Source organism: Lentzea sp. NPDC051838, assembly GCF_040681245.1.
Classification (GTDB): Bacteria; Actinomycetota; Actinomycetes; order Mycobacteriales; family Pseudonocardiaceae; genus Lentzea.
The window spans coordinates 117,827-129,714 of record NZ_JBFAYI010000026.1 but is presented as its reverse complement, the minus strand read 5'-3'; the positions used below and the strand labels follow the sequence as shown (position 1 = coordinate 129,714).

The following is an 11,888-nucleotide window of genomic DNA, read 5'->3' as shown; positions in this document are numbered from 1 at the left end:
ACGAAAAGCGTGTCGAGTTGACACCCCTGACCTGGCGCGGCCAACGATCAGCCACGACTCGTGACGGGACCCACCCCACCCAGAGTGTTTGCTAACTGCAGCTCGGCTTCGCCGTCGCCACTGCAGCTCGGCTTCGCCGTCGCCACTGCAGCTCGGCTTCGCCGTCGCCAAAGCGCCTCGGCTTCGCCTTCGGGTCGCCTCGCCTGCGGCATCGGCTTGATCATGTCGAGGGGCCTAGCCCTCGTCGATCACGTCCGGGTCCAGGCCCAGGTAGTTCGCCACTTGCTCGACCAGGACGTCGTGCACCAGGTCGGCCAGGTCGGCGCCGTCCTTCGCGCGCGCTTCCAGGGGGCGGCGGTAGAGCACGATTCGGGCTCGGTTGTCGGTGGCTGCTGGGAGCAGGCGGGCCAGCGGGACGTTGCCGTCCTCGACTACGCCGTCCTCGCCCTCTACCTGGACGTCCGGGACGTCGTCGACTGCTACGTCGAGCTGGGTCAGCTCGGTGCGCCAGCGGGCCTCGATGGGCTCCAGAGCCTCGATGACCAGGGCGTCGAACCTCTCAGCCCTCGACCTGGCGGCTGGGAGCGTGGCTGGGTACAGAGGGCCGCGCAGGCCTCGGCCGTGCCTGTCTCGGTTGCGCCGACGTGGGCTGTCCTGTCGACGTGAACCTCGTGCCATCACCACAACCCAGCAGCCTAGTTGCTGCGCGCGGCGAGCAAACACAGCGTGCCTCACACACAGCCTCGCGTGGACGCGCTATCGTCCCCGATCGTGCGGAGCGTGAGACGGTGCTCGCGAACCGGGTGTGCTAACCCGGCTGTCGCCACGCTCACCTACGCCTATGCGGACTCCACCGCAGTCGTCGGACCGCTCGCCACGTACTCCGAACCGCACAGCTACGACCTGTGCGAGGAGCACGCGTTGCGGCTCACGGCGCCGCGCGGGTGGGAGGTCGTCAGGCATCAGGGTGAGTTCGCGGCGCCCGAGCCCACTGTGGATGATTTGACGGCACTGGCCGAGGCCGTGCGTGAGGCTGGGCGGGCTGATGTGACCCCGGTCCCGTCCGATGTGCCGTTGGGCACTCAGAGGCGTGGTCACCTGCGGGTATTGCCTGATCCGCACGAGGACTGAGCGACCACACGCATCACTAATCCTCTCGCCGGTAGGCTGCCGGGCAGTAGCCGTCAAGAGCGAGTTTCGGGAGTGTGCGGCGTGCGTGACCTGTCCGGCATCGTCAAGGCGTACGACATCCGCGGGGTGGTCGGCGAACAGCTGGACGCCGGTGTAGTCCGCGACTTCGGCGCGGCGTTCGCGCGCCTGGTCGGAGGATCGGCCATCGTCATCGGCCACGACATGCGCGACTCCTCGCCTGAGCTGTCCCGGGCGTTCGCCGAGGGTGCCCAGGCGCAGGGCGTGAACGTCATCAGCATCGGTCTGGCCAGCACGGACATGCTGTACTTCGCGTCCGGCAAGCTGGATCTTCCGGGTGCCATGTTCACCGCGAGCCACAACCCGGCGCAGTACAACGGCATCAAGTTGTGTCGTGCGGGAGCGTCGCCGGTCGGGCAGGACACCGGCCTCGGGCAGATCCGAAGCGATGCGGAGAACCAGGTCCCCGACGCCGAGGGTGTCGAGAAGGGCACGTTCGAAGAGCGCAACATGCTCGCGGACTACGCGCAGTACCTGAACGAGCTGGTCAACCTGCGTACGATTCGTCCGCTCAAGATCGTCGTGGACGCTGGCAACGGCATGGGCGGCTACACGGTGCCGCAGGTCTTCGAAGGTCTGCCCATCGAGGTCGTCCCGATGTACTTCGAGCTCGACGGCAGCTTCCCGAACCACGAGGCGAACCCGCTCGACCCCAAGAACATCGTGGATCTTCAGGCCCGCACGAAGGCCGAGGGTGCGGACGCGGGTGTCGCGTTCGACGGTGACGCGGACCGCTGCTTCGTGGTCGACGAGAACGGCGACCCGGTGAGCCCGTCGGCCATCACGGCGCTGGTCGCGGTGCGCGAGCTCGCGAAGGACCCCGGCGGCACGATCATCCACAACCTGATCACCTCGCACGCGGTGCCGGAGATCGTCAAGGAGCACGGTGGCAAGCCCGTGCGCACGCGCGTGGGTCACTCGTTCATCAAGGAGGAGATGGCCAAGACCGGCGCCATCTTCGGCGGCGAGCACTCGGCGCACTACTACTTCCGCGACTTCTGGCGTGCGGACACCGGCATGCTGGCCGCGCTGCACGTGCTGGCCGCGCTGGGCGAGCAGGACGGTCCGCTGTCGAAGCTGACCGAGGCCTACAACCGCTACGCCGCCTCCGGTGAGATCAACTCCACCGTGGCCGACCAGGCAGGCCGGATCGCCGCGATCAAGGACGCCTACGGCTCGAAGGACGGCGTCACGATCGACGAGCTGGACGGTCTCACCGTGCAGCTGGCGGACGGGTCGTGGTTCAACCTGCGTGCCTCGAACACCGAGCCGCTGCTGCGCCTGAACGTCGAAGCCGCCACGCCCGAGGCCGTCGCCGCGCTCAGCGACGAGGTCCTCGCGATCGTGCGGGCCTGAGGAGAGAACACCGTGGCCGTCAAGCTCGAAGAGCAGTTGCTCGAAATCCTCGCCTGCCCGTGCCCCGAGCACGCCCCGTTGCGGCTCGGGACCGCCGACGACCCGGAAGCGGACTTCCTCACGTGCACCGCGTGCGGCCGTTCGTTCCCGGTGCGCGACGGCATCCCGGTACTGCTGCTGGACGAGGCGGTCGAGCCGCCCTCGGCTGGGTGATCCGGTGCTCGACGACACGCTGCTCGACGACCCGGGCCGCCTCGCCGACGCCGACACCGGTGGCTGGTTGCGCGCCGCGGCTCGGGCGGGAGCCCAGGTCCGTTCCACCGTCGAGGCCGCGGCCGAGGCGGGTGTGGAGCGGATCTTCTCCGAACGCCCGCGCGCGGTCGTGCTGATCACCCGGCCCGGCCACGCGGTCGCGGTCGCGGGCGTCGTCACGGCGCTGCTCGGCTCCGGCTGCGCGGTTCCGGTCGTGGTGAGCGACGAGGTGCCGCCGTGGGTCGGCGCGCTCGACGTGGTGCTCGCCCACACCGAGGACCCCGGCGACCGGGTGCTGGCCGAGTCGATCGACCGCGCTGCCCGCCGTGGCGCGCGGACTTTGCTGACGGCGCCGGACTCGGGTCCGGTCGCTGCTGCCGCCGCGGGCCAGGCCGTGCTGCTGGCTCCGCGCGTGGAAGTACCGCCCGGCTTCAGCTTCCACCGCGCGCTCGCCGCGTGGCTCGTGGTGCTGAACTCGCTCGGGCTGTTGAAGGTGGACGTGAGCCTGGTCGCGGACGAGCTCGACCGCGAGGCCGAGCGCGACCACCCGATGCACGAGTCGTTCGTGAACCCGGCGAAGTCGCTGGCGCTGCGCGTCGCCGACCGCACGCCGCTGCTGTGGGGCCTCGACGAGGTCGCCACGTCGGTGGGCGTGCACGGCGCGGGCGTGCTGGCGACGTTCGCCGGAGTGGCGAGCGACGTCGCCGGGTACCCGCAGGCGCTGACCCGTTCGGTGCTGCACCGCCGCGCGGTGCAGGGAACTTCTGGTGCGGACCTGTTCGCGGACCCGGACGACGACATCGGCTCGTCCGGACTGGTGCGCGTGCTGTTGCTGGCTGTGCGCCAGGGCCCGGTGGCCGATGCTGTGCGGCACGCCGCCGAGGACGCCCTGCCGGGCGCAGATGTCTTGGAACCGGCCGTCGAGGTGACGGGAGGCGACGCGGTCAGTGCCGCGCTGCTCGCTCTCCGCTTCGAACTGGCCGCGCTGTATCTCGGGCTCGCCGCCGGATCTCTCGGCGGCAACCCGTACTGAATTGGGAGCTGACTTAGAAGTGGACCTGCTGCACAACGCGGTAAGGCCGTACGCGTGGGGATCGCGCACGGCCATCGCCGAGCTGCTCGGGAAGGAGGTGCCCGCACCCCATCCCGAGGCAGAGCTGTGGATGGGCGCCCATCCAGGCGACCCGTCCCGCGTCACGGGCGCGGACGGAGTCGAGCGTTCGTTGCTCGAACTGCTGTCCACGGACCCGGACGGCCAGCTCGGCTCGCGTCTCGCGGACCGGTGGGGCAGCAGGCTTCCGTTCCTGCTCAAGGTGCTCGCCGCCGAGGAAGCGCTGAGCCTGCAGGCACATCCGTCCGCGTTGCAGGCTGCGGAGGGCTTCTCGAAGGAAGAGGCCGCCGGTGTGCCGCGCGACGCCGCGGTGCGCAACTACAAGGACCCGGCCGCCAAGCCGGAACTGATCTGCGCTCTCACCGAGTTCCACGCCCTCGCGGGTTTCCGCGAGCCGTCGCGGACCGTCGCGTTGCTGCGCACGTTGGACGCACCCGCGTTGGCGCCGTACACCGAGATGCTGGTCGCGCAACCGGACGCGTCGGGCCTGCGCGCGTTGTTCACGATGCTGATCACGCTGCCGCAGACGTCTCTGGGTTCGTTGCTGCCGCAGGTGCTCGACGCGTGCGTGCTGCACGTGAAGGAGCACGGCGAGTTCGACCTCGAATGCCGCACGATCCTGGAGCTGGGCGAGTCGTACCCCGGCGACGCGGGCGTGCTCGCGGCGTTGCTGCTCAACCGCATCGTGCTGCAGCCGGGCGAGGCGATCCACCTGCCCGCCGGCAACCTGCACGCGTACCTGCGCGGCACCGGCATCGAGATCCTCGCGAACTCGGACAACGTCCTGCGCTGCGGCCTCACGCCGAAGCACGTCGACGTGCCGGAGCTGTTGAGGGTGCTGGACTTCTCGTGCGGTGACATGGAGGTCATGACCGGCGAGGAGGTCTCGCCGGGCGTTCTCGTCTACCGCACGCCCGCGCCGGAGTTCGAGCTCTCGCGCCTGGACGTGGCCGCCGAGACCCGGATCAACCACGACGGCCCGCAGATCCTGCTGTGCACTGCAGGGGCGGCGGTCCTGACGAACGCTCGTGGCGACGAGGTGCGCCTGGCCCGCGGCGAGTCCGTGTGGCTGCCCGCGTCGGACCCAGCCGTGATCGTCCGACCGGATGGTGTTGAATCCGCCCAACTTTTCCGCGCGACTGCCGGAACAGACTAAGGTTCACGACCGGACAAACCGGACTGGTTGCGAGGAGACAGGCGTGTCAGCAGGGGGCGGGACCAAGGCCATCATCGCCGCGTTGGGGGCGAACGCGGGTATCGCGGTGGCCAAGTTCATCGGGTTCGCGATCACCGGTTCGTCGTCGATGCTCGCGGAGGCCGTGCACTCGGTCGCGGACACCTCGAACCAGGGTCTGCTGCTGCTCGGTCAGAAGACGGCCCAGCGCCAGGCCACGAGGCTGCACCCGTTCGGCTACGGCCGGGACCGGTACTTCTGGTCGTTCGTGGTCGCGTTGCTGCTCTTCAGCCTCGGCTCGGTCTTCGCGCTGTACGAGGGCATCCACAAGCTGCAGGAACCGGCGCACCTGGACAGCCCGCTCGTCGCGGTGGCCATCCTCGTCGTGGCGATCGGCCTCGAGACCTACAGCTTCATGACCGCGATCAGCGAGTCTCGCAAGATCAAGGGCGATGTGTCCTGGTGGGGCTTCATCCGCCAGTCCCGCACGCCGGAGCTGCCGGTCGTGCTGCTGGAGGACGCCGGCGCGCTGTTCGGTCTGGTGCTCGCGCTGCTGGGCGTGGGGTTGACCACCCTGACCGGCGACCCGGTGTACGACGCGCTGGGCACGATCGCCATCGGTGTGCTGCTCGGCATCATCGCGGTGATCCTGATCATCGAGATGAAGTCGCTGCTGATCGGCGAAGGCGCTTCGGACGCCGACCTCGACGTGATCTGCGACGAGCTCGCCGCGGGCAAGGTGCAGCGGGTCATCCACATCAAGACGCAGTACATCGGCCCGGAAGAGCTGCTCGTGGCCGCGAAGATCGCACTGGAGCCGCGGCTGCCGCTCGACGAGGTGGCGCAGGCGATCAACGACGCGGAGCAGCGGGTGCGGAACAAGGTGCCGCACGCTCGGCTGATCTACTTGGAGCCGGACCTGGACCGCTCCACGGTCACCAGCTCCTGACCTTTTCGCTCACGAGGGGCCCTTTCGTACTCGATCACGGGTGCGAAAGGGCCCCTCGTGCGTTCGGAAGCGAGCTGTAGGGATCTCGCATGCCGGATACCTCTAGGGTGGGCCGAATAGGTACATCAAGGAGGTATGCACCGTGCCGGGGAACGGGTTGTGGCGCACCAAGTCGATCGAACAGTCGATCGCTGACACCGACGAGCCGGACACCAAGCTCCGCAAGGACCTGAGCGCCTGGGACCTCACGGTCTTCGGCGTCGCGGTCGTCATCGGCGCCGGCATCTTCACCCTCACCGCGAGTGCCGCGGGCAACATCGCGGGACCGTCGGTGAGCCTGAGTTTCGTGCTCGCGGCGATCGCGTGCGCGCTGGCGGCGTTGTGCTACGCCGAGTTCGCGTCCACGGTGCCGGTGGCGGGCTCCGCGTACACGTTCTCCTACGCGACGTTCGGCGAGTTCGCGGCCTGGATCATCGGCTGGGACCTGGTGCTGGAGTTCGCGGTCGGGTCGGCGGCGGTCGCGAAGGGCTGGTCGGCGTACCTGCAGACGACGCTCGGGCTGTTCGGTCTCGACATCAAGACCGAGGTCGGTGAGAGCTTCAAGTTCGACTGGGGCGCGGTGCTGCTGGTGGCGGTGCTGACGGTCCTGCTGGTCGTCGGCACGAAGCTGAGCTCGCGGGTCAGCGCTGTCATCACGGCGATCAAGGTCGCGGTGGTGCTGCTGGTGATCGTGCTGGGCGTCGGCTACATCAAGGCCGAGAACTACAGCCCGTTCATCCCGCCGGCCGCGGAGTCGGGTCCCGCGGCGCACACCGGGATCGAGCAGTCGCTGTTCTCGCTGATCACCGGCTACTCGGGCAGCACGTACGGCGTGCTCGGCATGCTGGCCGCGGCGAGCATCGTGTTCTTCGCGTTCATCGGTTTCGACGTCGTGGCGACCACGGCGGAGGAGACCAAGAACCCGCAGAAGGCCGTGCCGCGCGGCATTCTCGGCTCGCTCGCGATCGTCACGGTGCTGTACGTGGCCGTCACGCTGGTGATCACCGGCATGGTGCCCTACACGAAGCTCGCGACGCAGCCGGACGGCACGCGCGCGACGCTCGCCAGCGCGTTCTCGGACAACGGGGTCGACTGGGCCGCCACGGTGATCTCGGTCGGCGCGCTCGCCGGTCTGACCACGGTCGTCATGGTGCTGATGCTCGGCCAGAGCCGGGTGCTGTTCGCCATGTCGCGTGACGGACTGCTGCCGCGCGGTCTCGCGAAGACCGGCAGCCACGGCACGCCGACGCGCATCACGATCATCATCGGTTTCCTGGTCGCGATCGCGGCGGGCTTCTTCCCGGCCGGCAAGCTCGAGGAGATGGTGAACGTCGGCACGCTGTTCGCGTTCATCCTCGTCTCGGCGGGTGTGCTGGTGCTGCGCAAGACGCGGCCGGACCTGGAGCGCGGGTTCCGGGTGCCGCTCGTGCCGGTGGTGCCGATCCTCGCGATCCTCGCCTGCCTGTGGCTGATGCTGAACCTGACCGCGCTCACCTGGGTCCGGTTCCTCGTGTGGATGGCGCTCGGTGTCGTCGTCTACTTCGTCTACAGCCGCCGCAACTCGGTGCTCGGCAAGACGGGGCACGCCTCCGTGCACAACGAGCCGGTGATCGAGCGCGGCGAAGAACCAGGGCACTAGACATCGGATCTCTCTTCCTCCAAGCTCATGGTTGCCGCCATGAGCTTGGAGGAGGAGTCCGATGCTCCACGCGCTGGTCGCAGCGCTGCTGGCGGTGCTGCCTTTGGCTGGTCCTGGCCCGAATCACGCAACCGACGACCCGTTCACGTCGCCGCGCACGCAGTGGTTCCAGGACGCCCGCTTCGGCATGTTCATCCACTTCGGCGGCTACTCGCAGCTCGAAGGCGAGTACAAGAGGTCCGACGGCTCGACCTGTCAGGACGCCGAGTGGATCATGAACAAGTGCAAGGTGCCGACCGCTGAGTACGAACGGCTGGTCAAGTCCTTCAACCCGTCCCAGTTCGACGCGAAAGCCGTCGTGGACACGGCGAAAGCGGCGGGGCAGAAGTACATCGTCATCACGTCGAAGCACCACGACGGCTACGCGATGTGGCCCACGAAGGTCAACAAGTGGAACATCAAGGACCACTCGGCGTTCGACAAGAACCGTGACGTCCTCAAAGAGCTCAAGACCGAGGCTGACCGTCAGGGCATCAAGTTCGGGCTCTACTACTCGACGTGGGACTGGCACGACCCGGACGCCCGCAGCACGCAGAACTTCGCGCGCTACAAGGCCCGCATGCGCGCCCAGCTCACCGAGCTGATCGACGACTACGACCCGGCACTGCTGTGGTTCGACGGCGACTGGGACACCGACAACCCGCCGAACCCGTGGACCAAGCAGGACGGCGCGGAGTTGGAGACGTTCCTCAAGGCCAAGGATCCGGACCTGCTCATCAACAACCGGATCTCCAAGCGCGCACCGGGCGTCAAGGAACGCCGCGTCGTCGACGGCGACTTCGGCACACCCGAGCAGACCTTCCCGTCCGCGCCGATCGACGGCCAGCTCTGGGAGTCCTGCATGACCATCCCGAGCAAGTGGGGATTCGCCAAGTGGGACAAGAACTTCAAGAGCGCCACCACGCTCACCCGCAACCTCGTCGACATCGCCAGCCGCAGTGGCAACTACCTGCTCAACGTCGGCCCGGACAAGCTCGGCCGCATCCCCGCGCCCGAGTCGGAACGCTTGCGCGCCATGGGTTCCTGGCTCACGCAGCACGGCGACGCGGTCTACGGCGCCCAAGCCGCGATGTGGGTGGAGGATCCCGCCTGGGGTGCCGTGTCGCGCAAGAACGACAAGCTCTACCTGAGTGTGTACGACTGGTCGAACTCCTTGCACCTCAAGGTTCTCGAACAGTTCGACGTCACGTCAGCACGCGTCCTGGGCAGCCCGCAGACGGTCAGCGTCACCAAATCAGGCGACGGCTACGACGTGAAACCCAGTGGTGCCAAGACGAACGACGTCGCCACCGTGATCGAGCTGACCGTGAAGGGCGAGAAACCCGCCCCGCAGGGAACCGGCAACGGCCTCAAAGCCCAGTACTTCCCGAGCAACAACTGGACCGGCACGCCGACGACGACCACGGACAAGACCCTGAACTTCGCGTGGCGCTTCGACGGCGGCGACAACTTCTCCGCCCGCTGGACCGGCTTCGTGCAGCCGAGGTTCAGCGACACCTACACGTTCCTGGCCGTCTCGGACGAGATCGCGAAGGTGTGGATCGACGGCAAGCTCGTGATCGACGCCTCCGCGGCGCACCAGGCCCGCATCGACAAGGGCACGATCACCTTGCAGGCCGGGAAGAAGTACGCGATCAAGGTCGACTACGCCGAGAAGACCGGCGAGGCCCACTTCAAGCTCCTGTGGACTTCGCCGAACCAAAACCAGCAGGTTGTCCCGGTGTCGCAGCTCTACACCAACTAACCTGCGGACCATGGGTAACGCGCGGTGGCTCTCCGAGGAGGAGGGCCACGCCTGGCACCACTTCGTCCAGGCGTACCACCTCCTCGAGAGACAGATCGAACAGCAGCTGCAGCGCGATGCGGGCCTCTCGCACGCGCAGTACAACGTGCTGGTCGTGCTGTCCGAACAGCCGGGCAACCGCCTGCGCATGACCGAGCTCGCGCGCCGCGTCGTCGTGTCGAAGAGCTCGCTGACCTACCAGATCGGCAAGCTGGAGAAGGCCGGACTCGTGCGGCGCGAACCGCACGAGTCCGACGAGCGCGGCATCCTCGCCGTGCTCACCGACGCGGGCAAGGACCTGTTGAACACCACCGCGCCCGGCCACGTCACGACGGTCCGCGAGTACCTGATCGACCTCTTCACGCCGGAACAGCTCGCGCAGCTCGGCAGCTTCATGCAGGTCGTGCACGAGAAGGCGGACGACTAGAGGGTCAGCAGGTTCCGCGCTTCGAGGAAGTCCGCGACGTCGTCCGGCCCGTGCCGCGTCACGTCGAGCTCGAACACGGGCAGCACGGACTTCGCGGCCAGCTCGCGGAGTTGCTGCTGCTCCTCGATGAACGGCTGGAGCGACACGTACTGCTTCGGGTTCGCGCTGATCTTCAACCGCTCCTCGCGCGCTTCCTCGAACGTGTCGTCCGGCCGGGTGCACAGCACGATCGCGAAGTTGAGCGGCTTCAGCCGTTCCTCCAGCCACACGAAGTCGAACTCACGCCCCTGCTGCGCCTGATACGCCAACGTGGACAGGTGGAACCGGTCGACGATCCACGAGTAGTAGCGCTGCAGTTCGAACAGCCGCACCCACGTCTCGTAGGTCTCCAACGCCTGCGATGTCTCCTCCGGCGCGAAGTTGATCAGCCCGCGACCCCACGGCTCGTTGCTGAAGGCGCTCCACTCCGCCGAGATCAACGGTGAGTGGTAGCGGTACTTGCGGTGACCGACGAGCCGCGGGTGCTCGTTGAGCGCGTAGGCCAGGTCCGTCTTGCCGGTCAGGCGCGTGCCTTCCAAGATCACCTTGGGCGTGAGCTTCATGGTGGGTTAGCTTGCCTCGTGATCCTGTGTCTCGACGTCGGTTCCACCTGGACCAAGGCCGCGCTCCTCACCGAGGACGGCGAGCTGGTCCGGACCGGACAGCACCCGACCACGCCTCCCGAGGTGCTGCGCGGCATCGACGCGCTGCGGGACGCGGTCGGCGACGGCGAGATCCTGGCGTGCTCGTCGGCCGGCGGCGGTCTGCGGCTCGCGGTCGTGGGGCAGGAACGCGTCGTCAGCGCCGAGGCCGGCTACCGGGTCGCACTGTCGGCGGGCGCCAAGATCGTGCACGTCAGCGCGGGCCTGGTCGACGTGAAAGCCCTGCGCGCCACCACACCCGACCTGATCCTGCTGGTCGGCGGCACGGACGGCGGCGACGAGTCCGTCCTGCTGCACAACGCCGCGAAGCTCGCCCGCGTGGCCGTGCCGATCGTCCTGGCGGGCAACGTCGAGGCGCAGCCGAAAGGGTTGGAACTCCTCGCCCAACGAACCGTCGTCGCCTGCCCGAACGTGCTGCCCGATGTCGGTCAGCTCGCCCCCGAACCAGCCCGCAAGGCGATCCGAGAGGCCTTCCTGCAGCACGTGATCGGCGGCAAGGGCCTCTCGCGCGGCCCACGTTTCCGTCAGCTCGTGCGTGCCGTGACGCCCGACGCGGTGCTGGCGGGTGTGTCGAGACTGGCCGCACAGGACCGTGAGGGTGCCGTGTTGGTGGTGGACGTGGGCGGCGCCACGACGGACGTCTACTCAGCGGTGTCCACGGCGGACAGCGAGGGTCTCGAACGAACCGTCGCTCTGCCACCAGACCGCCGCACGGTGGAGGGCGACCTCGGCATGCGCTGGTCCGCGCCAGGCGTCGTCAAGGAAGCCCACGCCGAACGCCTGACCACTGAAGACCTGGCGCACGAAGCCCAACTGCGAGCCGAGAACGTCGGCTGGCTGCCGGACGACCCGACCGTGGACGTCAAGCTGGCGTCGTTCGCCGCGATCTTGGCGGTGCGACGGCACCTGCGTCAGGTCGACGGCCAGCTCGGCCCCCACGGCGCGGGCCTGCTCGTCCTGTCCGGCGGCGTCTTCCGGCACATGGACGACCTCACGCCGGTGATCGAAGCTCTGCGCCAGGACCCGGTGCTCAGGCCGGTTCTGCGCACCGCCGAGATCACCGTCGACCGCGACTACGTCCTCGCGCCGGTGGGTCTGCTCGCCGAGTCGGGGCGGCTCGAAGCCGCCGACCGACTGGCGAAGCGTCTGTCGTGACCGTCGTCACCTGAGTGCAACGTGATGATCCAC

Annotated in this window: 12 protein-coding genes; 10 read left to right on the top strand and 2 right to left on the bottom strand. The window is 68.2% G+C overall.

The window, feature by feature from the left end; genetic code table 11:
* Positions 1 to 234: 234 nt before the first annotated feature.
* Positions 235 to 678, bottom strand: coding sequence for a metallopeptidase family protein (locus AB0M24_RS37150; RefSeq protein ID WP_363778161.1), 444 nt, complete (start codon positions 676 to 678; stop codon positions 235 to 237).
* Between the two features lie 93 nt (positions 679 to 771).
* Here AB0M24_RS37150 and AB0M24_RS37145 point away from each other — a divergent pair, with 93 nt between their 5' ends.
* The 9 genes from AB0M24_RS37145 to AB0M24_RS37105 all read left to right on the top strand — a co-directional run bounded on the left by AB0M24_RS37145 (position 772) and on the right by AB0M24_RS37105 (position 9,999).
* On the top strand, positions 772 to 1,131 hold the full coding sequence (locus AB0M24_RS37145) for a DUF3499 domain-containing protein (RefSeq protein WP_363778160.1): 360 nt from the start codon (positions 772 to 774) through the stop codon (positions 1,129 to 1,131).
* Between the two features lie 81 nt (positions 1,132 to 1,212).
* A complete protein-coding gene (locus AB0M24_RS37140; protein WP_363778159.1) occupies positions 1,213 to 2,565 on the top strand; it encodes a phosphomannomutase/phosphoglucomutase in 1,353 nt (450 codons plus the stop codon).
* A 12-nt stretch (positions 2,566 to 2,577) separates the two neighbouring features.
* Positions 2,578 to 2,778: a Trm112 family protein gene (locus AB0M24_RS37135; RefSeq protein ID WP_363778158.1), complete on the top strand. Its 201-nt coding sequence runs from the start codon at positions 2,578 to 2,580 to the stop codon at positions 2,776 to 2,778.
* 4 nt (positions 2,779 to 2,782) lie between these two features.
* Entirely contained in the window at positions 2,783 to 3,850 is a 1,068-nt protein-coding gene (locus tag AB0M24_RS37130) for a hypothetical protein (RefSeq protein WP_363778157.1), read from the top strand.
* A 19-nt stretch (positions 3,851 to 3,869) separates the two neighbouring features.
* Complete coding sequence (gene manA, locus AB0M24_RS37125; protein ID WP_363778156.1) at positions 3,870 to 5,084, top strand: mannose-6-phosphate isomerase, class I; 1,215 nt, start codon at positions 3,870 to 3,872, stop codon at positions 5,082 to 5,084.
* A gap of 43 nt (positions 5,085 to 5,127) precedes the next feature.
* A complete protein-coding gene (locus AB0M24_RS37120; protein WP_363778155.1) occupies positions 5,128 to 6,051 on the top strand; it encodes a cation diffusion facilitator family transporter in 924 nt (307 codons plus the stop codon).
* Between the two features lie 142 nt (positions 6,052 to 6,193).
* Positions 6,194 to 7,729: an amino acid permease gene (locus AB0M24_RS37115; protein ID WP_363778154.1), complete on the top strand. Its 1,536-nt coding sequence runs from the start codon at positions 6,194 to 6,196 to the stop codon at positions 7,727 to 7,729.
* Positions 7,730 to 7,790: 61 nt separating this feature from the next.
* Complete coding sequence (locus tag AB0M24_RS37110; protein WP_363778153.1) at positions 7,791 to 9,533, top strand: alpha-L-fucosidase; 1,743 nt, start codon at positions 7,791 to 7,793, stop codon at positions 9,531 to 9,533.
* Positions 9,534 to 9,543: 10 nt separating this feature from the next.
* Positions 9,544 to 9,999: a MarR family transcriptional regulator gene (locus tag AB0M24_RS37105; RefSeq protein ID WP_363778152.1), complete on the top strand. Its 456-nt coding sequence runs from the start codon at positions 9,544 to 9,546 to the stop codon at positions 9,997 to 9,999.
* Here the strand turns inward: AB0M24_RS37105 and AB0M24_RS37100 are convergent.
* Positions 9,996 to 10,601, bottom strand: coding sequence for a hypothetical protein (locus AB0M24_RS37100; RefSeq protein ID WP_363778151.1), 606 nt, complete (start codon positions 10,599 to 10,601; stop codon positions 9,996 to 9,998). The genes AB0M24_RS37105 and AB0M24_RS37100 overlap by 4 nt on opposite strands.
* Positions 10,602 to 10,619: 18 nt before the next feature.
* Here AB0M24_RS37100 and AB0M24_RS37095 point away from each other — a divergent pair, with 18 nt between their 5' ends.
* Positions 10,620 to 11,855 (top strand): glutamate mutase L, encoded by a 1,236-nt coding sequence (locus AB0M24_RS37095; RefSeq protein ID WP_363778150.1) that lies wholly within the window; start codon positions 10,620 to 10,622, stop codon positions 11,853 to 11,855.
* Positions 11,856 to 11,888: the final 33 nt, after the last annotated feature.

What these genes read in the sequence shown, in the direction of transcription:
- AB0M24_RS37100 (WP_363778151.1), bottom strand. Translation starts at nt 10,601, where the DNA reads ATGAAGCTCACGCCCAAGGTGATCTTGGAAGGCACGCGCCTGACCGGC.
- AB0M24_RS37105 (WP_363778152.1), top strand. Translation starts at nt 9,544, where the DNA reads ATGGGTAACGCGCGGTGGCTCTCCGAGGAGGAGGGCCACGCCTGGCAC.
- AB0M24_RS37150 (WP_363778161.1), bottom strand. Translation starts at nt 678, where the DNA reads ATGGCACGAGGTTCACGTCGACAGGACAGCCCACGTCGGCGCAACCGA.
- AB0M24_RS37110 (WP_363778153.1), top strand. Translation starts at nt 7,791, where the DNA reads ATGCTCCACGCGCTGGTCGCAGCGCTGCTGGCGGTGCTGCCTTTGGCT.